At 61.0% G+C, this 25,492-nt stretch carries 19 protein-coding genes and 1 tRNA gene; 11 read left to right on the top strand and 9 right to left on the bottom strand.

The window, feature by feature from the left end; genetic code table 11:
* Positions 1-263: 263 nt before the first annotated feature.
* Entirely contained in the window at positions 264-932 is a 669-nt protein-coding gene (locus DWZ01_RS05645; RefSeq protein ID WP_117848332.1) for a hypothetical protein, read from the bottom strand.
* Positions 933-1,166: 234 nt separating this feature from the next.
* On the opposite strand from DWZ01_RS05645, the gene DWZ01_RS05640 reads away from it, so the two are divergent.
* The 4 genes from DWZ01_RS05640 to DWZ01_RS05625 all read left to right on the top strand — a co-directional run bounded on the left by DWZ01_RS05640 (position 1,167) and on the right by DWZ01_RS05625 (position 6,638).
* The gene (locus tag DWZ01_RS05640) at positions 1,167-1,838 is read left to right on the top strand and encodes a hypothetical protein (protein WP_147329350.1); all 672 of its coding nucleotides are present in this window, start codon (positions 1,167-1,169) and stop codon (positions 1,836-1,838) included.
* Between the two features lie 286 nt (positions 1,839-2,124).
* Positions 2,125-4,752, top strand: coding sequence for an ATP-dependent chaperone ClpB (gene clpB, locus DWZ01_RS05635; RefSeq protein WP_117848331.1), 2,628 nt, complete (start codon positions 2,125-2,127; stop codon positions 4,750-4,752).
* 131 nt (positions 4,753-4,883) lie between these two features.
* Positions 4,884-5,078 carry a hypothetical protein gene (locus tag DWZ01_RS05630; protein WP_232049598.1) on the top strand — a complete coding sequence of 65 codons (195 nt, stop codon included), beginning with the start codon at positions 4,884-4,886 and terminating at the stop codon, positions 5,076-5,078.
* Positions 5,079-5,285: 207 nt separating this feature from the next.
* A complete protein-coding gene (locus DWZ01_RS05625) occupies positions 5,286-6,638 on the top strand; it encodes an ATP-binding protein (RefSeq protein WP_055250796.1) in 1,353 nt (450 codons plus the stop codon).
* A 44-nt stretch (positions 6,639-6,682) separates the two neighbouring features.
* On the opposite strand, the gene DWZ01_RS05620 is transcribed toward DWZ01_RS05625, so the two are convergent.
* The 3 genes from DWZ01_RS05620 to DWZ01_RS05610 all read right to left on the bottom strand — a co-directional run bounded on the left by DWZ01_RS05620 (position 6,683) and on the right by DWZ01_RS05610 (position 10,130).
* Entirely contained in the window at positions 6,683-8,164 is a 1,482-nt protein-coding gene (locus DWZ01_RS05620) for a hypothetical protein (RefSeq protein ID WP_117848330.1), read from the bottom strand.
* Positions 8,165-8,396: 232 nt separating this feature from the next.
* Positions 8,397-9,404 (bottom strand): DUF5692 family protein, encoded by a 1,008-nt coding sequence (locus DWZ01_RS05615; protein ID WP_117848329.1) that lies wholly within the window; start codon positions 9,402-9,404, stop codon positions 8,397-8,399.
* Between the two features lie 63 nt (positions 9,405-9,467).
* Positions 9,468-10,130: a TetR/AcrR family transcriptional regulator gene (locus DWZ01_RS05610; protein ID WP_117848328.1), complete on the bottom strand. Its 663-nt coding sequence runs from the start codon at positions 10,128-10,130 to the stop codon at positions 9,468-9,470.
* A 189-nt stretch (positions 10,131-10,319) separates the two neighbouring features.
* Between DWZ01_RS05610 and DWZ01_RS05605 the strand changes: the two genes are divergently transcribed.
* The 7 genes from DWZ01_RS05605 to DWZ01_RS05575 all read left to right on the top strand — a co-directional run bounded on the left by DWZ01_RS05605 (position 10,320) and on the right by DWZ01_RS05575 (position 17,588).
* On the top strand, positions 10,320-13,097 hold the full coding sequence (locus DWZ01_RS05605; protein WP_199412396.1) for an FAD-dependent oxidoreductase: 2,778 nt from the start codon (positions 10,320-10,322) through the stop codon (positions 13,095-13,097).
* A 194-nt stretch (positions 13,098-13,291) separates the two neighbouring features.
* Positions 13,292-13,720 carry a hydrogenase maturation nickel metallochaperone HypA gene (locus DWZ01_RS05600; protein WP_117583629.1) on the top strand — a complete coding sequence of 143 codons (429 nt, stop codon included), beginning with the start codon at positions 13,292-13,294 and terminating at the stop codon, positions 13,718-13,720.
* Positions 13,721-14,094: 374 nt separating this feature from the next.
* Positions 14,095-15,084 (top strand): PTS sugar transporter subunit IIB, encoded by a 990-nt coding sequence (locus DWZ01_RS05595; RefSeq protein ID WP_089573275.1) that lies wholly within the window; start codon positions 14,095-14,097, stop codon positions 15,082-15,084.
* Between the two features lie 18 nt (positions 15,085-15,102).
* Positions 15,103-15,921 (top strand): PTS mannose/fructose/sorbose transporter subunit IIC, encoded by an 819-nt coding sequence (locus DWZ01_RS05590; protein WP_089573274.1) that lies wholly within the window; start codon positions 15,103-15,105, stop codon positions 15,919-15,921.
* A gap of 16 nt (positions 15,922-15,937) precedes the next feature.
* Complete coding sequence (locus tag DWZ01_RS05585) at positions 15,938-16,858, top strand: PTS system mannose/fructose/sorbose family transporter subunit IID (protein ID WP_117564942.1); 921 nt, start codon at positions 15,938-15,940, stop codon at positions 16,856-16,858.
* 120 nt (positions 16,859-16,978) lie between these two features.
* Entirely contained in the window at positions 16,979-17,377 is a 399-nt protein-coding gene (locus tag DWZ01_RS05580; RefSeq protein WP_117564941.1) for a DUF956 family protein, read from the top strand.
* A gap of 135 nt (positions 17,378-17,512) precedes the next feature.
* Positions 17,513-17,588, top strand: a tRNA-Arg gene (locus DWZ01_RS05575).
* A 151-nt stretch (positions 17,589-17,739) separates the two neighbouring features.
* Here DWZ01_RS05575 and pknB read toward each other — a convergent pair.
* The 5 genes from pknB to DWZ01_RS10910 form a co-directional block, all read right to left on the bottom strand.
* Positions 17,740-19,701, bottom strand: coding sequence for a Stk1 family PASTA domain-containing Ser/Thr kinase (pknB, locus tag DWZ01_RS05570; protein ID WP_117848327.1), 1,962 nt, complete (start codon positions 19,699-19,701; stop codon positions 17,740-17,742).
* A 132-nt stretch (positions 19,702-19,833) separates the two neighbouring features.
* Positions 19,834-22,704 (bottom strand): FtsW/RodA/SpoVE family cell cycle protein, encoded by a 2,871-nt coding sequence (locus DWZ01_RS05565; RefSeq protein ID WP_117848326.1) that lies wholly within the window; start codon positions 22,702-22,704, stop codon positions 19,834-19,836.
* Between the two features lie 16 nt (positions 22,705-22,720).
* Positions 22,721-24,520 (bottom strand): Stp1/IreP family PP2C-type Ser/Thr phosphatase, encoded by a 1,800-nt coding sequence (locus tag DWZ01_RS05560; protein WP_117770281.1) that lies wholly within the window; start codon positions 24,518-24,520, stop codon positions 22,721-22,723.
* Positions 24,517-24,933 carry an FHA domain-containing protein gene (locus DWZ01_RS05555; RefSeq protein ID WP_006235180.1) on the bottom strand — a complete coding sequence of 139 codons (417 nt, stop codon included), beginning with the start codon at positions 24,931-24,933 and terminating at the stop codon, positions 24,517-24,519. The genes DWZ01_RS05560 and DWZ01_RS05555 overlap by 4 nt, the downstream gene beginning before the upstream one ends.
* Positions 24,934-24,939: 6 nt before the next feature.
* A partial coding sequence (locus tag DWZ01_RS10910; protein ID WP_233506177.1) for an FHA domain-containing protein occupies positions 24,940-25,492 on the bottom strand: 553 nt, incomplete at its 5' end.

The raw sequence follows: 25,492 nt of genomic DNA, 5'->3' as shown, positions 1-25,492 counted from the left end.
TCTGCTGTACGCCCCGGACACACCTTTCCCTCGTGCTCACGCGCTTCGCGAGGGTCGCCCGAGGGAAAGGTGTGGCTGGGGCTACTGCGACGTTCTCGTTGGGTCTTGAGGGACGCTAATAAATAGACTTGCTTGATGCCGCCTCTGTTATCGGGGCGGCTTCTTTTTGTTGAAAACCACCACAAAGGGGGCAGGCACCTTTGTGGTGGTGGGGACGAGCTCGATGCTGTTGTGATCGTTGAGCGGCATGTTAATGGGCGGCTCTACAGAATTTCATCTGGGCTGGCGGGTTTGGTTGTTTTGGTGATGCCGAGTTTGGATGACGCGAAATCGTCAACATTGTCCTTAATTCCGTCTTTGGTGTAGACAGTGACCATATAGGTGCTGTGTCCGAATTCGCCCTTGTCGCGTGTTGCCCAGGCATCCCAGTAGGCGGCCCCGTTTCGCCCTTTGATTTTTCCGACACGGCGGAGTTCTGTTCGCTTTAATTTCTGGTTGCTATAGATGGTTCGACCGGCCTCCTCGGTGAGCCCGCACTGTCCAAGCATCTTGTCGAGGACTTGGTTCATGTGGCGCTCATCGGTGTTTGGTGCGTAGTCGTAGGCGAGGGTGATGAAGTCGAGTGGCTGGTCGTCGATTAGATAGTTTAGCGTCTGAGGTCCAAGGCAGAAATAGGGGGAGCATCCGTCGATCTGACCGAGCAGTGGCAACTTTGACTGCCAACTTCCGGTGGGAATTCCATCTTCGTAAAACACGCCGCGACAGATAAAGGAGAGCGAGGTGGCACGCGAGCCGGCGTCGACCATTCCGCATAAATCGAAGGGCGAGGTGATACCAAGGGAAAAGGGCGTGATGACGATAAGGAAGAGCATCACGATGGGTATGGCGAGAATGGCGATGACGTTGCGACCGGTGGAATGAGGCGGCTTCATATGCGCTCCTCGAGACAAAGATCTGTTGAGGATAGGCAGAAATGGATATGTTCAGAGAGCAATTCAAGTTTAATCTCATTGCGCGAGATGGTCGACCGTTAGCGTCGAAAACCACCACAAAGGTGCCTGTCCCCTTTGTGGTGGTGAGGAGCGCGCGGCTTCTTTTGGTAATAGTGTTAGCTGGCGGTATCATTAGTGCAGGTGGCGAAGGTTTGCATTGTGGGGTGTTTTGCCGTGAGCCGTTCTGCCCGTATTGGATTGATTGTCTTGGCGCTTGCGATCGCTGTGGTTGGCGCGGGCGCTGTCGGTATGGCATTTCTACCTGCTGCGGTGACGGAGCCGGTGGTCAAGCCTGTGACTCAATCTGTCGAACTTCTGACCGGCGACGACAAGCCCGAGACCATTACCGTTGATTTTGATGAGCAGCCGGCTGTGCTGGGCATTAGCAATTATCCGCGTATTCAGCTTGGGGCCATGCGCTATACCACGGATACAAGCCTGATCGATAGGGCGTCCGAGCTACTCAAGGGCAAAACATTTAAGCGTTGGTACGGATATGCGTCCTATCGGGCAAAAGCGAACGACATGGTTGGCGGATGCCACTCGTCCATCGAGCTGGACACTGCAAACGGCGCAAAGTTATGTGATGTCTCGTACGATCCGGGCTACGAGGGCAATGAGGGTCCGGGCATCTACATCATGGACGGCGATGTCGCCTATGTCATGGAGGGCGACCAGACCGAGCTCAACGATTTTATGGGTCAGTGTATCCAAGATGCCTATAAACAGACCTGCTTGCCTGACCCGCAGACTGCACGCGATAGTGGGTCTGCCCGTACATGGCTGTTCGAGGATGAGATGCCCTGGACCGTCGAATCGGGAAGTACGGGTTCGGCGAAGGAGTAGAGACCGCGACCACCACAAAGGTGCCTGTCCTCTTTGTGGTGGTTTTCGGTCTGTCTCGATCTGTAACATCTAGGATCAAAAATGGCTGCTAGATGTTACAGATCGAGACGGTAGCGCGCCTGGGCAGCGGCGGGCTGACATCTCAGTACCCTATCCGTAATTCACTCAGAAAATCTTATATATAGAGACTTAGATTTGTGTATAAGATCGCGTAAAGCTGGCAACAATACTTCTCGAACAACGTGAAGCCGCCCCGTAGGGCGGCCGCCCCAAGAGAGGTGATTCCATGAGAATCGATAAGCTAGCAATGACGTCGCGCGAGGCGCTGCAGACCGCCATGAGCACGGCTGCCGATGCACAGGCCGGCGCGGTGGAGCCGATCCACCTGCTGTCTGCCCTGCTCGGTGCCGGCGAGCGCAATATCTCCGTGATCATCGAGCGCATCGGTGCCGACCCGGCTCAGCTCGCACGCTCCACACAAGATGCCATCGACCATGCGCCCAAGGTGTCGGGCGAGGGTCAGCAGATGGGCCTGTCCAACGAGCTCGTTCGCGTGATCGAGAAGGCCGAGAAAAAGGCCACCAAGATGGGCGACAGCTTTGTGGTGACCGAGCATCTGCTGATGGCACTTGCCGAGGACAAGGGTGAGGCGGGTCGCGTGCTGCGTGACGCCGGCGTGACCAAGGAGCGCATCGAGCAAGTCTACGAGGAACTGCGCGGCGATGACCGCGTGACGTCTGCCGAGGACAAGACGCAGTTTGAGGCGTTGGAGCAGTACGGTCGCAACATCTGCGATCTGGCTCGCGCCGGCAAGCTCGACCCGGTCATCGGCCGTACCGACGAGATCCGTCGTACTATTCAGGTTCTGTCCCGCCGCACCAAGAACAACCCCGTGCTTATCGGCGAGCCGGGCGTCGGCAAGACGGCCATCGTCGAGGGCATTGCTCAGCGAATCGTGGCCGGCGACGTACCGAGCACCCTGCGCGACCGCGACCTCATCGAGCTCGACATGAGCGCGCTGGTCGCCGGCGCCAAGTATCGCGGCGAGTTCGAGGACCGCTTGAAGGCCGTGCTCAAGGAAGTGCAAAAGGCGCAAGGCAAGGTCATCCTGTTCATCGATGAGCTCCACACCATCGTGGGCGCGGGTGCCACCGAGGGCTCCATGGATGCCGGCAACATCCTCAAGCCGGCGCTCGCCCGTGGCGACTTGCACGCAATCGGCGCGACTACGCTCGACGAGTACCGCAAGTACATCGAGAAGGACGCGGCACTCGCCCGTCGTTTCCAGACCGTGATGGTCAGCGAGCCTACCGTCGAGGACACCATTTCAATCCTGCGTGGCCTCAAGGAGAAGTACGAGATCTTCCACGGCGTGCATATCACCGATAGTGCGCTCGTGGCAGCTGCCGACCTCTCCGATCGCTATATCGCCGACCGCTTCCTGCCCGACAAGGCCATCGACCTGGTCGATGAGGCGGCAAGCCGCTTGCGCATGGAGCTCGACAGCATGCCGGTCGAGATCGACGCCACCACGCGTCAGCTCACCCAGCTGCAGATCGAGGAACAGGCGCTCATGAAAGAGACCGACGACGCCTCTAAGGAGCGTTTGGAGGCTCTGCGCCAAGAGATTGCCGAAGTCCAGGAAAAGCTCAACGTGCAAAAGGCCGGCTGGCTCAACCAAAAGAACGCCATCGACCACGTGCAGGAGCTTAAGGGCCAGCTTGACGCGGCCAAGAGCGAAGAGGAGCGCGCGACGCGCAACGGCGATCTGGGCCGTGCGTCCGAGCTTCGCTATTCTGTGATCCCGGGTCTGCAGCAGCAGATTCAGGATTCCGAGGCTGCGCTCGAGGCGCAAAAGCAGCAGGACGGCGAGGGCCTCAACGAACAGGTGACCTCCGACGAGATCGCCGAGGTCGTGAGCGCCTGGACCGGTGTGCCCGTGTCCAAGATGATGCAGGGCGAGCTCGACAAGTTGAAGGGCTTGGAGGGCGAGCTGCATAAGCGCGTTATCGGTCAGGACGAGGCCGTCTCCGCTGTAGCCGCGGCCGTGCGTCGCAGCCGTGCGGGTCTCTCCGACCCAGACAAGCCCATCGGCAGCTTCTTCTTCCTGGGCCCCACCGGCGTAGGCAAGACCGAGCTCGCCAAGGCGCTGGCCGAGTGCCTGTTCGATGACGAGCGCGCGCTCGTGCGTATCGACATGTCCGAGTATATGGAGAAGTTCAGCGTCCAGCGTCTGATCGGTGCGCCCCCGGGATACGTGGGCTATGACGAGGGCGGCCAGCTCACCGAGGCCGTGCGCCGTCGTCCCTACTCCGTGATCTTGCTCGACGAGATGGAGAAGGCTCATCCGGATGTCTTTAACGTGCTGCTGCAGGTGCTCGACGACGGCCGTTTGACCGACGGTCAGGGTCGCCAAGTGTCCTTCAAGAACACGATTATCATCATGACGTCCAACGTGGGCTCCAAGGCTATCGCCGATCTGTCCGGCAAGGACGAGGAGGAGATGCGCCATCAGGTTGACGGGGCCATGGCTCAAACCTTCCGCCCCGAGTTCCTCAACCGTATCGACGATATCGTGGTGTTCCATCCGCTCGGCATGGCGCAGATCGAGAAGATCGTCGACATCCAGCTCGCCGACGTCCGCGCGCGTCTGGCCAAGGAGCGCATGACGCTGGCCATCACCCCGGCGGCCAAGCAGATGCTCGCCGTGGGCGGCCTGGACCCGGTCTTTGGTGCCCGTCCGCTCAAGCGTCTCGTGCAGCGCGAGGTCGTGGATGCCATTGCCGCCGCCATCATCGACGGTACGGTGCGCGAGGGCGATCAGGTGACGGTCGATGTCGACAAGGACGGCGGCTTTACCGTCGTGTGCGACAACACGCCGGCGGCCACCTACGAAGTCCCCGACGCCGAGTAGATTTTGGGCCGGCTTTAAAACCGCCCCTCATCGCAAAACGCCAAGGGCGGCGGATCCAATCGGGTCCGCCGCCCTTTTTCGTGCGACAATCGATGGTGTTGAACGTGAGTACATGGCAAGGAGCTATGCAGATGACAGACAAGAACAAGACGAACACGCCGGCGACCGATGCCGCACCCGCCGCACCTAAGCCTGCGCCTAAACCGGCGCCCAAGCCGCGCGACCCCTATATCCGTGCCGAGAACGAGGATGACGACGGCTACGATCCTTATAGCGATCGTCGCCCCGAGCGCGAGCCCCTCTTCGAAGCCGACCCCTGGCGCTAAGTAGCTCATTTGGGACGGGGCTTTTTTAGCTACTTTGTTTTCGGCTAGAGGCGTTCATGCCTGCCCCCTCGGCCGCTCGATATCCTCCGGGAGGGGCCACTAATAGAAAACTTGCTTATCCATTAATCAAGATACGCATAATCTTGCTCTCCTGCTAATCAAGAATCGTTATAATCTTGATTAGCAGGAGAGCAAGATTGGAGAATTATGGCATTCAACGACTTGGTGGCTCAAAAAATAAAGGACTTTGAGCAACAGGGGATTCCGCAGGTCTTTGAGCGCGACCTTGATCTGGGCAACCCGCAGGAGCCAAAGCGCGACAACATCGTATATGTGATTGTGGGCGCCCGTCGTTGTGGAAAGACGTATCGCCTGTATCAGGAGATACGGCGGCTTCAGGGCCAAGGCGTCGAGCTTGACCGGATGCTATATTTCAATTTTGAGGATGAGCGCTTGCGTCCGTATGAGCCATCGCTACTAGCGGACGTGCTCGATACATTCTATGCACTATATCCTGCTGCTCGAGGCGAGGGCGCCTACCTTTTCTTTGACGAGATCCAGGAAATACCCGAATGGGGTGCGTTTCTGCGACGCGTGGTCGATACGGAGAAGGCGACCGTTTACGTGACGGGATCTTCTTCTAAGATGCTGTCCTCAGAACTTAAGAGCGAGTTCAGGGGCCGTTCTCTTGTGCGAGAGCTTTTTCCGTTGAGTTTTTCGGAATACGTCCGATATAAGACGGGGAGCGTTCCTGAGTCGAACGCACCCTTCTCCTCGAGCGATGCAGCGTTGCTCCGACACCATCTGGTCGGATATCTCGAGCGAGGGGGATTCATCGCGACACTTGAGCAGACGCCCGCAGACGCGATTCAGCTGCTACAGGAATATGCGTCGCGAACGGTCGCCATGGACGTCGTTGAACGTTACGACGTCAAGAACCCCCGTTTGGCCTCGCTGTTTCTGGCGCGGTGCATGGCATCTTCGGGACGAGAGCTGTCAGTGAACAAAGTGTACAACGAGTTCAAGAGCAGACAGATATCCGTCAGTCGAAATACGCTCAGCGACTTACTTGAGTATTACGAGGACGCCTACCTGCTGTTTTCGGTGCCGGAGTTCACGCGTTCGCTTGCAAATAATACGCGGTCTGCGTCTAAGGTCTACGCCGTCGATCCTGCGATGTTCGGAGCGTTCTCCCCCGCATCGGCATTGGATCATGGTCAGAGGCTCGAGACCGCGGTGTTCAATGCGCTCAGAAGAAGGACCCCCGCCGTGCGGCCCGGTTCGGTTTGCCGCCTGCTGATTAAAGATAAGAATAAAAGCCATGAGGTGGACTTTGTGGCTGGGGATGCACTGCTCATGCAGGCTTACGGCCTGATTCAGGTAAGTGTGGATATGACAAGCGAGAAAACGCGCGAGCGCGAAATTGCCGCGCTCGATGCCGCGATGGCCCAGTTTGATCTTGGCGAGTCGGTAATCGTTACCATGGATGAGCAGGCCGATATTCCATGCAAACACGGCGTGGTACATGCTGTGCCCGCATGGAAGTGGCTCCTTTCCTAATCGTCTATGGATTTGCGAGGCCAGGACTCAGGTGTCATGGTCCGCTAGTCCTGGGCCTTGATGCTCGGCAGGAGAATCTGGGCGAGGTAGTCGGTCTCGAGTTTGGTCGCAGCGTCGGCCTTGCCGTCTTTGCCGACCAGTACGTTCTTGATCTGGCTATAGGTGTAGCGGTTGCCGGTCGTGAGCTCGACAAGCTCAATGGCCGAGTCCATAGGGTAGGTCGACACGGGATTCTGCGTCCGTCCGTTGATGGTCTGGGGCACCACGTACGGATAGACGGGACCGCTGGCGTAGACGGTATAACCGTTGCCTAGGTTGGCCGCACCCAAAACCGTATCGCCCTCATCGGGCGTAAAGCTCTCGCCCTCGCGCACTGCGACGAGCGTCACAATCGGCGTATCGCTGTCGCCGGCAAGATAGATGCATAGCGTGCTGCCATTTTGCCAAGTCTCGACCTTGCCGTACCACTCGACGGGGATATCGAGCTGGTAGAGGTCGGTTGCCTTGTGGCGGGCGTCGGCATCACGGGCCGCCTGTGCCTTTTGCGCGCTCACGGCATTGACGGCGGCGTCGCGCCGCGCGGTTGCCGCCTGCTGGAGCACCTTGGCGGTGGCGGCGGAGCTCGCGCCTCCCTCCTCGGCATATTTGGCGGCGGCATCGATCTGGTCGTCGGTTACCGTGTCGGCCGAAGGCACCTTGAGCTTAAAGGCGGCCTGGCTGCTTAGGTCCTGTCCGTCGCTCTTGATCGTGACCTGCGCCTTGGTGGTCGGCACGGTATAGACGGTGCCGTCGGACGCGATGGGGGAGGCAGCGATGGAGAGCGTGTAGTCACCGGGTAGCAGTTTGATGCCACGGCCGTGCTCGTCAACATAGAGTGTTTCGCTCACGGAGGATCCGTCAGAATCCTGGCCACTCACTTGTACGGGAATCTTGGAGCCGGCGGAACAGTCGAGGCCCGCGGCATGCACGCCAATCTGCACCGACATCATCGTGTGGGCATTGGCGGCGACAGCGGCAGCCTGCTCTTGCTGATATCCGTTCCAGGCAGCATAGCCTGCACCGCCGGCGACGAGCGCGACGGCCACGACACCGGCGACCATCAGATTGCGGCGCTTGGGCGACATCTTGCGATGGCGGACCTCGGCTTCGTGTGCCGAGGGAACGGACGGCAGGGGAATATCGCCCATGGCGATGGTCTCATCCACGGCTGGTGCGGAACCCAGGCCAGGAAGCTCGCGAGTCAGCGAATCTTCGGCCGGTAAGCTGTCGAGCAAGACGGTTTCCTCGCCCGTGTCGGATTCGGGCTGGTCGTCGGCCTCGCTATCGTCCTCTTCGGCTTCGTCAGGAGCGTCTTTGGCGTCGCCGCCTTCGTCCTCAGTGTCTTCGTGCACCTCGTCTTGCGCGTCGACGACCGAATCGCTAAACGAGAGCTCGTCTAGCGCGATCCGGTCAAGGCTCTCCAGGGCTTCGGCACATGCTTCCGCATCCTGGGCCGCATCCTCGCGGCCATACGTCTCATCGCTCATATATCCCCCAATGCAATATCGGCTCAACACTGTACCCAAAAATGGAGCCATATAAAGCGCATACGAAATATAAGATCCGATTTAACCTGAGCGCATCGTTCGGCCGCATCCTCGCGGCAGCAAAAGGCCCCCGGAACGCGGACGAATCACATTCCGGGGGCTCTGCAATGCGTTGAGTTGCGCGGAGCCGGCTATGCTGCTTCACATTCAAGCGGCGTTTGCGCCGGGCATGTTACTCGGCGTGTGCGTAATCCACCTTGGCGCGGCGAGCGGTAGCCTTCTCCCAATCGCTGGTGCCCTCAAAGACATCCTGCTTGTAGGGATTGCGGCCGAGCTTCTTGGCGCGGTAGGCGATGTAGATGATCGCGGCGATGTTGGCGACCAGTGCGGCGATCGAGACCGCAGTAGCGGCGCTGGGGTCGAGCGTGGAGTGGGTCACAAAGATGGACTCCTCCTGGAAGTACGGGAACACCTGGGCAAACATGCACCAAATGGCCAGCGTAAAGGCACGGTTCTGGATCCAGCCGCCCTTGTTCCAGATAAAGGCGGCGACGGTGGGCGCCAGCAGCAGCGCAAAGCCGCAGAACCAGGAGTGGGTGGGCAGGCAGTTGTAGGTGTAGCAGAAGTTCCAGATGTCGTAGGCGATGATGTAGACCCAGGTCATGTCGGGCCACAGCATGTCGGTCTGATTCTCGGAGGCGTAGACGCTCCACCAACCGGTCATGCAGAAGATGTTGATGATACCGGCGATGCCGTTGAACACGTTGTTCCAGCCGGCAAGCTGCGTAGCACCTTCGGAGGTGACCCAAGTGGACTGGCCCAGGACAAAGAAGTGATAGGCGCTCTCAAAGTCGGACACGACGGCGATCATGATGTTGATGGCGACGATCACAAACGGCCACGCGCGGAACCAGTGTGCCTTGCCGATCTTGCCCCACTGGTACTTAATGGCAATGAAGCCCCAGCAACCGGCCAGCGCCGCGTATACCTTGGCGTAGTGGAACCAGCTGTTCTGGTACACATGGGTGGGGTTGGTGAGCGCCCACTCGGCGCCCTGTGAGACGCCGATGGCGATGGCGACGCAGTAGATGGTCATGGCCAGCGGAGCCACGCCAAAGATGATGGCCGCGCCCAGCTTGGTGCGGCGGCCGACCTCGTTGAGCACGATCAGGCCAATAAAGACCATGGCCCAGCCGGCCCAGTGGATAAGGGTATCGCTACCCCAAACATCGAACAGCATGCTGCTCTCCTTTCACACGCCCGCGGCCCCTCTTCCGATCGCGGGCAGTTTGGCCAAATGTCGTCAGTTCTGGGGCTTGCGCTCCGGATACTTGGCGGTATAGCCCTCGATGTGGAGTGTCGAGGCGATGATTTCCTTGACCGTCTCGTCGGGCACATCGGGGTGCGTGCGGATATACATCAACAGTCCCATGATGAGGGTGTAGAACGTCTCATAGACATGGTCGATGCGCAGGTCATGATGGGCGACAAAGTCCACCACGGTGGTGTCGCAAATGTATTGCGCCACGCGCTGGACCACGTTGTGCAGAAAGCCGCCGTAGAGCGCGCCGCTGCTCGAGGTAAGCGTGCTCGGCAACTCGTGGCCGCTCACGACCAGGCGCTTAAAGAGCGGAGCGACGGTGTCGAGTGCGCCTTCGATGTCACCAACCGTGCGGCTGGCGTTCCACTGCTCGAGCTCGGCGATAAAGCCGTCGATCGCCTCGTCCATAACGGCGGTGACGGCGGCGTCCATATCGGCAAAGTAGTGGTAGAACAGCGAGCGCGTGCAGCCGGCTCGCTTGGTCACGGCCGATACCGATAGGTGGGAAACGCCCAGCTCGGAGCTTACGGTGCGCACGGCATCGAGGATCTCGCGACGGCGTTCGTCGCCCGTCAGGCGCTTTGCCGCGCTGTCGGACGCGAGGACGGCATCAGCCACAGAGATGTTTGCCGTGTTATCGCTCATGCGTTTGCCGCCTTTCATCCGTTTGGGCCCGACCGTTCGCCTAACAGTCTTGATTATTGTTGACGGTTCGTCAATACTGTTTTTGACACAATGTCAACAATAGCGGGTGAACGGCATGGGGGGCATGTCGAGCCCGTACAAAGAGGGGCGCCGCGGTCTCGCCGGGCTGTGGCAAGAGAAGGGACAACCATGATTCTCAACGGACCGGGGATTAGCTATACCGAGCCCGATATCGGCGCGGAGTTCGTGCCGCCGATACCGGAGCATCCGCGCGAGGCCATCGTCAAACTGTGCGAGCACTGCACCAACCGCCTGCTGCACCGCGATGAGCTGCTGGGCTACGAGTACTGGTCGTTTGCCGAGGCCGCGACCGACGAGCAGGCCGAAGTGCTCTGCAAGATGAAGATGCGCCGCCCCTACACGCTGCCCGAGATGGTCAAGCTCACCGGCATGCCCGAGGCCGATATCGAGAAGATGCTCGACGATATGAGCTACACGGGTCTGCTCGAGTACAACTGGGAAAACCCCGAGCGCGCCAAGCAGTGGGTGCTGCCCATGCTGGTGCCGGGTTCTGCCGAGTTCCTCAACATGCGCGTGAGCCAGCTCGAGGAACACCCGGTCTACGCCAAGTTCTTTGAACAGGCATCCAAAGGTCCGCTGTCCCGCGCCACACCGATGGTGCCGCCCGGAGGCGCCGGCATCGGCATGCACGTCATTCCGGTCGAGAAGGCCATTGACGCCGCGAGCACCTCGGTGCCGATCGAGCATATCGAGCACTGGCTCGACAAATACGAGGGTAAGTATGCCGCCAGCACCTGCAGCTGCCGCGCGAGCCGTCGCGTGATGGGCGAGGGCTGCGCCGACGATCCACGCGACTGGTGCATTGCCGTGGGCGATATGGCCGACTATGTGGTCGAGACCGATCGTGGCCATTACGTGACCCGCGATGAGGTTTACGACATCTTGCGCCAGGCCGAGGACAACGGCTTTGTGCACCAGATCACCAACATCGACGGCGAGAACAAGATCTTCGCCATCTGCAACTGCAACGTCAACGTGTGCTACGCCCTGCGCACCTCGCAGCTGTTCAACACACCCAACCTGTCTCGCTCGGCCTATGTCGCCAAGGTCGAGAAGGACAAGTGCGTGGCCTGCGGTCGCTGCGTTGAGGTGTGCCCGGCCGGTGCCGCCAAGCTGGGCCAGAAGCTCTGCAGCAAAAAGGCCGGCGGACAGGTGCCCGAGTATCCGCGCCAGGAGCTGCCCGATGCCACCAAATGGGACCACACCAAGTGGTCGCCCAACTACCGCAACGACAACCGCATCGAGACGCATGAGTCCGGCACCGCGCCCTGCAAGACAGCTTGCCCCGCGCATGTCGCCGTTCAGGGCTATTTGAAGCTCGCGGCTCAGGGTCGATACGACGAGGCGCTGGCGCTCATCAAGCGTGAGAACCCGCTGCCCGCTATCTGCGGCCGTGTGTGCAACCGCCGCTGTGAGGATGCCTGCACCCGCGGCCGTGTGGACGCCGCCGTGGCTATCGACGAGGTCAAGAAGTTCATCGCCCAGCGCGATCTGGACGCCACTACCCGCTATGTCCCGCCTGTGGTGACCCCGACGCGTGCCGGCGGCTTCGACCAGAAGATCGCCATCATCGGTGCCGGTCCGGCCGGCCTGTCCTGCGCTTTCTACCTGGCCGAGAAGGGCTACAAGCCCGTCGTGTTCGAGAAGAACGAGCGCCCGGGCGGCATGCTCACCTACGGTATTCCCAGCTTTAAGCTGCAGAAGGACGTCATTGAGGCCGAGGTCGAGGTTATTCGCCTGATGGGTGCCGAGTTCCGCTATGGCGTGGAGGTCGGTCGTGATGTGACGCTCGACGAGCTGCGCGAGCAGGGCTTTAAGGCCTTCTACGTGGCTATTGGCTGCCAGGGCGGCCGCCTTGCCGGTATTCCGGGCGAGGATGCCGAGGATGTGACCGTGGCCGTCGACTTCCTTCGCGAGGTTAACAGCGGCAAGATCGATACCCTGTTCGGCCGCACCATTGTGGTGGGCGGCGGCAACGTGGCCATCGACGTTGCCCGCAACGCCTGCCGTCTGGGTTCCGAGCACGTTGAGATGTTCTGCCTGGAGAGCGAGGCCCAGATGCCCGCCAGCGAGGAGGAGCGTCGCGAGGCCGTTGAGGACGGCGCTCACATCAGCTGCGGCTGGGGCCCCAAGGAGATTCACCTGGACGATGCGGGTCGTGTGTGCGGCATCACCTTCAAGCGCTGCACGCGTGTCTTTGACGACGAGGGCCGTTTTGCGCCCGAGTACGACGAGAACGATCTGCGCCGTGTCGATGCCGACCGTGTCGTCATGTCGATTGGCCAGTCCATTGTGTGGGGCGACCTGCTGGCTGGCTCCAAGGTGGAGCTCGGCCGCGGCCAGGGTGCCCTTGCCGATCCGCAGACGTACCAGACCGCCGAACCCGACATCTTTGTGGGCGGCGACGTCTACACCGGCCCCAGCTTTGCCATCGACGCTATCGCGGCCGGTCATGAGGCCGCGGTGTCCATCCATCGCTTTGTGCAGCCGGGCTCCACGCTCACCATCGGCCGCAACCAGCGCCGCTACACCGCGCTTGACCGCGACGATGTTGTGATTGAGAGCTATGACAACGCAAGCCGCGAGGTGGCACGTGTCGACCGCGAGCGCGAGAAGGCTGCGCCCTTTAGCGAGTACGTCGAGACCTTTACCGAGGAGCAGGTGCGCGCCGAGACCGCTCGCTGCCTGGGCTGCGGTGCCTCGATCGTCGACCCCAACAAGTGCATCGGCTGCGGCCTGTGCACCACCAAGTGCGCGTTTGACGCCATCCATCTGGATCGCGACCGCCCCGAGTGCTCAACGATGGTCAAATACGAGCAAAAGCTCCCAAGCCTCGGCAAGTATGCCCTCAAGCGTGCTATCAAGATCAAATTCGGGAAGAAGTAAGAAACGCAACAAGCAGGAGAACGGCGCAGGGAGCGGTTGGACAGCGAGCGAGTCCCGGGCGTGGCGAGGTGCCTTGAAAGAGGAGGGCATAGGGCTTTTGCCCATGCCCGACGATTGAAAGGCAGATCGCCCGTCTGGGGCTCGCGCAGCGTCAAGCCGACCGCCGTTCGGTAGAACGGCGGAAGGAATTAAAAGTGCACGAGCTCGGGATTGTTTATCACATCATTCGTGATGTCGAGAATGTGGCGCGCGCCAATGGCGTGAGTCGCGTTTCGAGCGTGACGCTGCTCCTGGGCGAGGTCTCGGGCGTCGTTCCCGATCTGCTGCTTGATGCTTGGCGCTGGGCGGCAGATAAAAAGCCTATCACGCAGGGCGCGGAGCTTATTGTGGAGCCTGTCGAGGCCGTGACGCATTGCGAGGCGTGCGGCTGCGACTACGCGACGGTCGAGCACGGCAAGACCTGCCCCCATTGCGGTAGCGGCGAGACCTATCTGCTGCAGGGCCAGGAGGTCATGATCAAGCAGATCGAGACCCCCGACGAGGACCCGACAGACGCTGCCCCCGACGGCCTATCCGATGCCCCCGATGCCGTCGACGCCGCCAACCCCCTCCACATCGCCTAACTTAGTCGTTGGGGACGTTCTTAAACGACTAGTCATTAAAGAACGTCCCTAACGACTACTTTGCTAGAGCATATTTCTTACCATTAGTCAAGCACCATCTGTTTAAACGAAATAGCCTCAACGCGAGCACATTTGTGTCTGTTTAAAACCGGCAATAATGAACAGCGTGCTCAATTCGGTCATGTAAATAGATCAGCTATCAATCCTCAGCAGCAAATCAGCCAAAATACTGGAATGTAATCAGCTTGTAACAAAACAAGACGTTTAAACAAATAATGCTACCTTTTGCAGTTTTTCAAACAATTCTGTTGTATTTGCAGCTATACTTCATAACTGTCGTGTAGGAATTACGTAGACAAAAAGGAGGTTATGTGATGGTAAGTATTGTTCTTGCTAGCCATGGTGACTTGGCGGCTGGAATCAAGCAGACGGGCTCGATGGTCTTTGGCGATCAGCCGTCTGTTGCCGTGGTCTCGCTCGAGCCGAGCATGGGCCCCGACGACTTCCGTGCCAAGGTCGAGGAGGCAATCGCTTCCTTCGAGGACCAGGAGCAGGTGCTCTTCCTCGTTGATCTGTGGGGCGGCACGCCGTTCAACCAGATCAGCGGGCTCATCGAGGGCCACGATTCCTGGGCTATCGTCACCGGTGTCAACCTGCCTATGCTCATCGAGGCATATTCGCAGCGCTTTGACGCAAAGAACACTGCACATGCGATCGCAAAACATCTCGTGACTGAGGCTAAGGCCGGCGTGCGCGTCAAGCCCGAGTCTCTGGAGCCCGAGGAGAAGAAGCCGGCTGCGGCCGCCGCTGCTCCTGCGGGTGCCATTCCTCCGGGAACGGTCATCGGCGATGGGCACATCAAGATCGCCCACGTCCGTATCGACACGCGCCTGCTGCATGGTCAGGTGGCCACCACGTGGACCAAGCAGATCAACCCCAACCGCATCATCGTGGTCTCCGACGGCGTTGCTCACGACGAGCTCCGCAAGACCATGATCGAGCAGGCTGCCCCTCCGGGAGTCCACGCCAACGTCGTGCCTATCAAGAAGATGGCCGAGGTCGTCAAGGACACGCGCTTTGGCGACACCAAGGCGATGCTGCTGTTCGAGAACCCGCAGGATCTGCTCAGGGCCATCGAGGCCGGCGTCGACATCAAGGAAGCCAACATCGGTTCCATGGCCCACTCCAAGGGCAAGGTCGTCGTCACTAACGCTGTCGCTATGGGCGATGACGATGTCAAGACCATCGAGGCTCTCAAGGCCAAGGGCGTCAAGTTCGAGGTCCGCAAGGTTCCTTCGGATTCCTCCGAGGATCTCGACGCCATGTTGAAGAAAGCTAAGGCCGAACTGGCCGCTCAAGCATAGTAAAGGAGGGTCCGATACATGTCTGCAATCACTATTCTGCTTGTTGCGATTGTCGCGTTGCTTGCCGGTATGGAAGGCATTCTGGATGAGTTCCAGTTCCATCAGCCGCTCGTGGCATGCACGCTTATCGGTCTCGTAACCGGTCACCTTCAGGAGGGCATCCTCCTGGGCGGTTCGCTCCAGATGATGGCCCTTGGCTGGGCTAACGTCGGCGCCGCCGTCGCGCCTGACGCCGCTCTGGCCTCGGTCGCTTCTTCGATCATCATGGTGCTCGCCCTCAATGGTGGCGCCACCGATTCGGCCAAGGCCGTTACCGCCGCCATCGCCGTCGCCGTCCCGCTGTCGGTCGCCGGTCTGTTCCTGACCATGATCTGCCGTACCCTGGCTACCGCTATGGTTCACGGCATGGACGCCTGCGCCGAGAAGGGCGACTTCGCCGGCATCGAGCGTTGGCAGTACGCCGGCATCCTCATGCAGGGTGTTCGTATCGCCATCCCGGCAGTACTTCTGTGCATCATCCCGGCCGAGGCTGTTACCAACGCGCTTAACGCTATGCCCGACTGGCTGTCCGGCGGCATGGCTGTCGGCGGCGGCATGGTCGCTTCCGTCGGTTACGCCATGGTCATCAACATGATGGCCACCAAGGAGACCTGGCCGTTCTTCATCCTCGGCTTTGTCCTTGCTGCCATCCCTCAGCTCACGCTGATTGCCCTTGGCCTCATCGGCATCTCCCTTGCCCTCATCTACCTTGGCCTTAAGGATCTGGCCAAGCAGGGTGGCGGCATGGGCGGTGGCTCCGGTGACCCGCTCGGCGACATTCTGAACGATTACGAGTAGGAGGGGAGTGATACATATGGCAGAGAACAAGATTCAGCTCACCAAGGCTGACCGTAAGAAGGTTTGCTTCCGTCATCAGTTCCTTCAGGGCTCGTGGAACTACGAGCGTATGCAGAACGGCGGCTGGTGCTTCGCAATGATCCCTGCGATCAAGAAGCTCTACACCAGCAAGGATGACCAGATTGCCGCTCTTAAGCGCCACCTGGAGTTCTATAACACCCACCCCTATGTTTCCGCCCCCGTCATTGGCGTTACCCTCGCCCTCGAGGAGGAGCGCGCCAACGGTGCTCCGATTGACGACGTCGCCATTCAGGGCGTCAAGGTCGGTATGATGGGCCCGCTCGCCGGCGTCGGCGACCCCGCCTTCTGGTTCACCCTTCGCCCGATTCTGGGCGCACTGGGCGCTTCCCTGGCCCTGTCCGGCAGCATCGCCGGTCCGCTGCTGTTCTTCTTCGCGTGGAACATCATCCGTTACGCCTTCCTGTGGTACACGCAGGAGTTTGGCTACAAGGTCGGCTCCTCCATCGCCAAGGACCTCTCCGGCGGTCTGATGGGCAAGGTCACCGAGGGTGCTTCCATCCTGGGTATGTTCATCATCGGCGCCCTGGTCGAGCGCTGGGTGTCCATCTCCTTCACCCCGGTCGTCTCCAAGGTCACGCAGTCCGCTGGCGCCTATATCGACTGGGCCAACCTGCCCGCCGGTTCTGAGGGCATCAAGCAGGCATTGACGATGTACAGCTCTGTCGGTGCCAACGCACTCGACCCGGTGAAGGTCACCACGCTTCAGGCCAACCTCGATCAGCTCATCCCCGGCCTTGCCGCCGTGTGCCTGACCCTTCTGGTCTGCAAGCTCCTCAAGAAGAAGGTCAGCCCGATCGTCATCATCCTGGCTCTCTTCGCCGTCGGCATCATCGGTCGCGTCTGCGGCTTCATGTAAGCACGCTTCGGCTTAAGACCGAGAGTTGCTAGGCAAGGGCTTTTGAGCCATTGAAACGGACCGCACCCGGTGGGTACACTGGATGCGGTCCGATTGTTTTTATTGGAGGGCGAGGCGCGTATGGCGCAATCTCAGAACAGCACGGTCGATCTGGCAACGCCGGCAACCTGCCTGATGGGGCTTACCAGTCACGGTAACGTGATGGTGGGCAATAAGGCGTTTGAGTACTATAACGAGCGCAATCCCGAGGATTATATCCAAATCCCGTGGGACGAGGTCGACTATATTGCCGCCGAGGTTTTGCGCGGCACCAAGAAGATTACGCGTTTTGCCATCTTTACCAAAGAGAATGGCCACTTTACGTTTTCGACGCGCAATGACAAGGAAACGCTTCGCGCGGTGCGTAAGTACATTGACGAGGACAAGCTCGTTCGTTCGCCCGACTTTATCGATGTGACGGCCAAGGGCGCCAAGAGCATCCCCTCCGTTATCAAAAACCTCTTCCACAAAGGTAACTAGCTCCTCATAAGTTGCGGTGAAATAGTTCCTAAATACGGCTTTAGATGCTTCAGACAGGAACTATTCCACCGCAACTTCGAAGTCTAGTCATGCGACGTATTGCGATGCAGTAAATCTGCTACACTAGTACAACATGCCTCCGTAGCTCAGGGGATAGAGCACCGCTCTCCTAAAGCGGGTGTCGACGGTTCGAATCCGCCCGGGGGCACCAGAGGAATATCGAGCCCGGTACCGCTACGGTGCCGGGTTCTTCTGGTTCAATGCCATGTCAAAAACGAAGCGCCCGCTTGCTGGGGGAGCAAGCGGGCGCCTGTGAGCGAATATGTTTGCGGCGAGAGCCGTGATGAGCGGTGGGGTGGCGACTAGTTGGTCGTACCGGAATCGTCACCCGTGCCCGAGCCAGAGCCCGAACCCGAGCCAGAAAGTGCGACCGTCAGCGTAATCGTGCTGTCGGTGGACTGCTTGCCAGTGGGGGAGACGCCCGTAACGGTGGCATCCTCGTTACCGCTTACGGGATTGCCGTTCTGGTCACAGAAGCCGATGTTATAGAAACCGGCGTTGTTGAGCGCGGTGACGGCGGCGGAGATGCTCTTGCCGTACAGGTTGCCCGGAACACTGGCCTTGCCGGACTTCTTGGCAATGACGACGGTAATCGTGGCGCCGGGCTTCTGCTTGCCACTGGGGTTCCAGCTGATCACGGTGCCCTCGGTAACCGAGTCGTTCTCCTGGTAGCTAACGTCGACGCCAAAGCCTGCCATATCGAGGGCGTTGCGCGCCTGGGCCTCGGTCATGTCGGTCAGATCGGGGACGGACGTGGTATCCGGGCCGCTCGAGACCTTGTACGAGATGGTCGTGCCCTTCGCGACTTCCTTACCGGCTTCGGTGCCCTGCTCAAAGACCTGGCCCTCATCGGCCTCGTTGGCCTCCTCGGAGGCGTTGCCCTTCAGGCCAACGCTTGCCAGCGCGGCCTCGGCCTGGTCCTTGGTCAGGCCGACAAGCCGGGGAACCTCAACCTTCTCGGAGGGCTTGGGACCCTTGGAGATTACCAGGTTCACCTTGGTGCCCTTGGCCTTCTTGGTGTTGCCGTTGGGCGTCTGCTCGGCGACCTTGCCCTCGTCGACATCGTCGTTGTAGCTTTGGTCGATGGTGCCGACCTCGAGGCCGGCTTCCTTGATCAGCTCGACGGCAGTCTGCTGGTCCTTGCCCAGCACATCGGGCACGGTGACCTGCTCGCCGCCAAAGAGTCCTGTGGCAAAGGCCACCACGATGCCGATGACGGCAACGGCTGCCACCACGGCGGCGATGATCTTGTTCTTGTTGGATTTGGGCTTTTCGACCTCGTAGGAGCCGGTGGAGCCCGAAACCGAGCTACGGGCGGTATTCTGGCCGCTCACGCCCGAGACGGGACGCACCATGGTGCGCGTCTGATCGGAAAGCTCGCGAGTCTTGGTGGCGCCCAGCTCACCGGGGGCACCGATGATGCGCGTGGGCTCCGAGATGTTGACGGCACGGCCCGACAGGTAGCTGTTGAGCACCTGACGCAGCTCGTCGGCGGTCTGGAAGCGGTTTGCCGGGTCCTTCTCCATGCACTTGAGGATGATGCGCTCAAGGTCGGCGTCGACACCGGAGTTGATCTGGCTCGGCGGAATAGGCAGCTCGTTGACCTGCTTGAGTGCGACCGAGATAGCGTCGTCACCGTCAAAGGGAACGCGGCCGGTGGCGCACTCGTACATCACGACGCCCAGCGAGTAGATATCCGAGGTGGGGCCGAGGTCCTGACCACGGGTCTGCTCGGGGCTGACGTAGTGGGCGGTTCCCAGCACGTTGTTGTCTTGCGTGAGGTGGCTGTTCTTGGCGCGCGCGATGCCAAAGTCCATCACCTTGATGTTGCCGTCGGGCAGCACCATGATGTTCTGCGGCTTGATGTCGCGGTGGATGATCTCGTGCTTGTGGGCGACCGAAAGCGCGGAGCTGATCTGCGAGCCGATCTGGGCGACCTTCTTGGGGTCGAGGGCGCCGTGGCTCTTGATGCCGCTCTTAAGGTCGGTGCCGCGCAGGTACTCCATGACGATGTAATAGGTGTCGCCGTCCTTGCCCCAATCGTAGACGCCCACGATATAGGGGGAGGAGAGACCGGCTGCTGCCTGGGCCTCCTGCTTAAAGCGTGCGGCGAAGGTTGCGTCGCCAGCATACTGCGGCAGCATGATCTTGACGGCTACCGTGCGGTCGAGGACCTGGTCCTGCGCACGGAAGACGGTCGCCATGCCGCCTGTCCCCACCTTATCCTTGAGGAGGTATCTTCCCCCGAGGACCCTCTGTTCCATTCCTGCTCCTAACATAACTATTCGCTCAACGATGTGTGTAGTACCTACGATGTGGCCGCTGGGGCCGTGTGGCGCGTTGCCGTTAACTCTTCGGCCGCGGCGCGCCTCGGGTGACCGATTCGATCATGGGCATCACGCTCCCTGTGCGGCGAGCGCTGCGGTCAGGACGATGCCGGCAATCTTGGCCGCCTTGACGTCGTGTTTGTCGTAATCCTCCAAGGCCACCGAGATGGCGACCGTGGGTGAATCGTAAGGTGCAAAGCCAACGAACATCGAGTTGACGTTGGTGCCGCCGGTCTCGGCCGAGCCGGTCTTGCCGGCGACCTTGACGCCGGGGATCTGGGCATCGGTGCCGGTGCCGGACTGGACGACGGCAAGCATGGCCTGCTTGACCTGGTCGGCCGTGGCGGAGCTGACGGCCTGACCCAGCGAGCGGGACTGCGTGGTCTTGACCACGGTTCCGTCCGGGGCGAGTACCTGGGCTACAAAGTACGGGTCCATGACCACGCCGCTGTTAGCGATGGCGGCGGCAATCACGGCGTTTTGCATGACGGTGGTCTGCGGGCCGGGCGTGTGGTCCATGCCGACAGGCTGGCCGGCGCCGGCCCAGGCGGTCTCCCACTCGGTCATGAGCGACGGGTCGGCCATGATGGAGGCCGCGGAGGTCAGGTCCTGGCCGAGCTTTTGGCCGTAGCCAAAGGCGTTGGCAAACTGTACGAGCGTGTTTGCGCCAACTTCGTTTGCCACCTGGCCAAAGACGACGTTGGAGGACACGGCAAAGGCCTGCTGCAGGCTGATGGTGCCGTAGCTCTCGTTGGCATAGTTGGTGACCGGTGCGTTGCCGATGTCCATGGAGCCGGGCGCCTGGTAGGTGCTGGTAAGGCTGGCGGCACCGGTCTCGAGTGCCGCGGAAAGCGTAACGACCTTAAACGTTGAGCCCGGCGTGTACAGCGCGTCCATGGCGCGATTGTACATGGAGCCGTCCTCGCCGCCGCCCGTCTGCAGCAGGGCATCGATGTTGGTGTTGTCGTAGGTGGGCGAGCTGGCACATGCGAGCACCGCGCCGGTACGCGGGTCGATGACCACTACAGCGCCCTTAAAGCCCTTGAGTGCCTGCTCGGCAGCCGTCTGGATGCGCGAGTCGATGGTGAGCTTGGCGGTGTTGCCCGGCTGGGTCTGGCCCGCGAGCGACGCGATGGCGTTGTTCCAGCTGGAGTAATCCTTAGAGCCGGTGAGCGTGTCGTTCATGACGCTCTCGATGGCGGTGGTGCCATACTGCTGGCTCACGTAGCCAACCACGTGCGCTGCCAGGTTACCGTTGGGGTAGGAGCGTACGTAGGTGCCGTCCTCCTGTTGCAGCGACTCGGCCAGCGTCACGCCGTCGGACGTGATGATGGAACCGCGCTGGATGTACTTGGAGCGGGCGATGGTGTGGTTGTTGGTCGGCATGTCCTGATAGTCCTTGGCCTTGATGACCTGGACATAGGTGAGGTTGCCGATAAGGATGGCGAACAGCGCCGTAAAGGCGAGCACCGCGCGGGTTAGACGGTTGGCGAGCGCCACGCGGCCGAGCACACCGGATTCAGGTGTGTCGAGCAGGCGACGGCGCATGCGCGAGCCGACGGAATGGCTGCCGCTGCCGTAGGAAGACGAGGTGGCAAAGCGCGTGCCCGTCGGGGCGGCGGCAGATGCGACCTGATCATCGGTGATGGCGGCCATGGTGCCGGTGCCGGTAAGCTCGGCCTCGCGTCCGGTCGCCTCGTCACCGGCGCGCAGCAGGAGCGCGACGATGATAAAGCTCGCCAGCAGCGAGGAGCCGCCCTGGCTCATAAAGGGCAAGGTGACGCCGGTCAGCGGGATCAGGCGGGTAACGCCGCCAACGATCAAGAAGGCCTGGAAGCTGATGGCGGCCGTAAGGCCCGTGGCGCTAAAGGCGGCGAGGTCGGATTTAGCGCGGGCAGCCGTGGTGAGGCCACGCACGGCAAAGAGCATAAACAGGATGAGCACGGCGCCGCCGCCCAAAAGACCCATCTCCTCGCCGATGGCCGAGAAGATAAAGTCGGACTCGACGACGGGGATGTTGTTGGCCATCCCGTTGCCGATGCCAACGCCGACCAGACCGCCGTCGGCAAGCGAGAAGAGCGACTGGACGATCTGGTAGCCCTGGCCCTGGGCGTCCTTAAACGGATCGACCCAAACCTGGAAACGCACCTGAACGTGCGACAGGAACTTGTAGGCGCCCACGGCTCCAACGGCTAAGAGCGCAAGGCCGATAACGACATACGAAAAGCGCCCCGTGGCAACGTAGAGCATCAGCAAGAAGATGGTGTAGAACAGCACGGCCGAACCCAGGTCGCGTTCGAAGACGACGACGAGCAGGCACACACCCCACACGGCAAACAGCGGCAGCAGCAGTCGCAGGCGAGGGATCTTAAAGCCCAGGATCTTGCGGTTGGAGATGGAGAGTAGCTCGCGGTTCTCGGCCAGGTACCCGGCCAGGAACAGCACGATAAAGACCTTGGCGAACTCGCCAGGCTGGATGGTAAAGCCCGCGATGCGAATCCACAGCTTGGAGCCCGAGATCGTGGTGCCGATAAAGATAGGCAGCATCAGCAGAATGATGCCGATGATGCCAAAGGTGTACTTGTAGCGCATGACCACGTCGAGGTTTTTGACTAGTGCAAGCGTTCCCACCATGAGCGCCACCGAGACAAACAGGATGATGAGCTGTGAGATGGCGAGAGCGGGGGCGAGACGCGTCACGAACGTGATGCCGATGCCCGAAAGTATAAATACGATGGGCAGGATGGCGGGGTCGGCACCGGGCGCCAAGATGCGCACGGCAATGTGGGCCGCGGCAAAGGCGGCAAAGAGGCCGATCGGTACGGCGAGCGTCTCAAAGGAGATGGCAGCGCCCGCGGTGAGGACGTACATCGCATACAGCAGGATGACGGGGAACGCCGAGGCGATGAGCAAGAGCAGCTCGGTGTTGCGGCGACTCATAAGCGGCACTCCCTTTCTAATTCTTATCGGAGGCTTCGGCCTCGGCGGACTGTTCGGCGGTTTTCTCGGAATCTGATTCGGAGGTCGATCCCTGATTGGTGTTGTCGCGAATCGTTTGCGCGTCGATCACCTGGCGGGTCTGCTCCTCGTCGATCTGGTGGCGGTACTTGGATATCGTGTCCTGCGCATCGTCGACACTTGTTTGCGGAATGCCCGCCTTGAGGCGGTTTTGCGTGTCTTCGGGCAGGTCGGACAGCTTGATGCTGGTTTCGCTTTCGAGCCAGTGGAGCTTGAGTCCGAGTGGCTTGCCGGGCAGGCCGCGCCAGACGGCGACATTGCCCTGGTAGGTACCCAGGTAGTACGAGCCGGTGACACCCGTGTAGGCCCAGATGCCAGCTGCCAGCACAAAGACGAGGGCCAGGATGGCGGCGATAGTAACGTTGCGGCGACGCACGCGTTGCGCCTCGCGCATGACGCCATCGTCAACCAGGTCAACGACTACTACGGTCACGTTGTCGTGGCCGCCGGCGGCAAGCGCCGCGTCCACTAGGTTGTCGACGCAGATTTGCGCGGTTGAGGACTGCGTGGCGATGTTCTCGATATCGCTATCGGGAATCATGCTCGAAAGGCCGTCGGAGCACAGGATCAGGCGGTCGCCTTCCTCGATATGCAGAGTGAAGTGGTCGGCATACATGGCGGGGTCCGAGCCCAGTGCGCGGGTGATGACCGAACGGTTGGGGTGGACGCGAGCCTCGTCTGCCGTGATCTCGCCGGCGTCCACGAGCTCCTCCACGTAGGAGTGGTCGCGGGTCACGCGGATGAGCGTGCCCTCGTGGAGCAGGTAGGCGCGCGAGTCGCCCACGTGGGCGATGGCGAGCGTATCGTTTTCGATATAGGCGCAGGTGGCTGTGCAGCCCATGCCGGGCTTGCCCAGGCCGTTCAGGGCCGCCTCGATTACGGCGGCGTTGGCTGCCTCGACGGCTGCGGCCAGGCGTGCTGCGTCGGCGGACTGTGGGGCCGTCTTGGCTATAGTCTCGACAGCGATAGAAGAGGCTACCTCGCCGGCGGCGTGACCACCCATGCCGTCGCATACGCAAAAGAGCGGCGACTGCACCAGGTAGGAATCCTCATTGTGCGGGCGCACACAGCCAACGTCGGAGCGGGCGCCCCACATGAGTTGCGTGGTGGTACCGGCATCATAGGTCGAGTCGGTCTCGATGCGCTCCTCGGTCAGGGGCTCAAAGCTCATGGTCGAGCCGGGGTCTTTGAGCTTGGCCTCAACGGCAGCAACGTCGATCTCGGCGGTGTCACCGGGAGAGACGGTGTCGGTCTCGGCGTTTGATTCGGAATTGTCGGTGTCCGGGGAGTCGGGCTCCTCGGACACGCGGGCGGTCGACTCGTCGTCTTGCGGGCTGACGTCTATAGGCTCGGGCGCCGGCGTAGACGCGGGCGCAACCTCGGATGCCGGGGCTATGGGAAACGCCGGCGCGGCGGGCTCGGGTGCCGCAAACACCGCAGCGCTCTCGTTGATTGCCGCGGCGACGGGCTCTGCAAAGTGAGCCGGCGCCGGGGTTGCTTCGGGCGCTGTGGGCTGTTCCGCAGCATGTGCGCCGATGGGCGCCGCTACGGCATCCTCTTCGTCCTCGTTATCGGCGAGATCCGAAATATCATGCGTTACATGCGAAAGAGGCAGGGAGAACACGGTGTCCTCGGGCTCCACGGGTGCGGAGCCCGCCGGAGCGGCGTGGGCCGGTGCAGCTACGGCGGCAGCCGGTGCCTCGGTCATAGTTGCGGACTTGTTCTCCTCGTCGATCATCGACGGTTCACCTTCATGACCACGTCGCCAATCTGGACTTCGTCGCCCTCACGCAGCGTCGCGGGCTCCACGAGTTGGCGGCCGTTGACGAGCGTGCCGTTAAGTGAGTTGAGGTCCTCGATGATGAGCGCCGGGCCCTGCAGCGAAAAGCGCGCGTGCGAGGCTGAAACGAACGGTTCGTTGATGCAGATGTCCGAAGATGGCGAGCGACCGACGATGACGGGGCCGAGCATGTCTACGTGGATGCCGCGGATACCGCGCGGACCCTTGTCCACATCGATCGTCCAGATAGCCGAGTCGCGGCGCTGTCCACGCACAAGTCCCACGCCGGTCTTCATGACGGCGAACAGAAAGATATAGAGCAGGGCGACCAGGACGATGCGGCCTGCAAAAAGGACGATATCGATGTTCATAAGCGACTATCCCCTAAATTCAAAGGTACTCAGGCCAAACGTCAGCAGATCGCCGTTGCGCAGCGGGCAGCGCGTAATGCGGCGGTTGTTGACGAGCGTGCCGTTGGTGGAATTGAGGTCCTCGATCGACCAATCCGAGCCCGTAAAGGTGAGCTGGGCGTGGCGGCGCGACACGTTGGGGTCGCGCAGGGCAATGTCGGAAACTGAGCGCTCGCGACCGATGGTCACCTGTGCGGAGGTGATGCTATGGCTCTCGCCGCTCACGACGTCGACGAGCTGGGCGAGCGGGCGCTGCGGGGCGCGAGTGCTCGCCATGTTGGAGGCGATGCCGGCTGCGGCGCCTAGGCCCACGGCGGCACCGGTCGCGGCGGCTCCGCCCATGCCGGCAAGCGCGTCGCGCGAGACGGTCTGCGGCACTGGGATGGGTGCGGCGGCGGGGTCGGGGACGCTAGGCGCGAAGGGGTCTGCCACGGCAAGCGGGTCGGGAGCGGCGGCGCGAGGCGTCGGCTGCTGCTGGGGCATGGCGGCGGGGCGCTGCTGCTGCGGGGCGGCAAACTGC

This window comes from Collinsella sp. AF28-5AC (assembly GCF_003457875.1).
GTDB lineage: Bacteria > Actinomycetota > Coriobacteriia > Coriobacteriales > Coriobacteriaceae > Collinsella.
The sequence above is the reverse complement of the archived record's forward strand: the minus strand, read 5'-3'. Positions and strand labels throughout refer to the sequence as shown.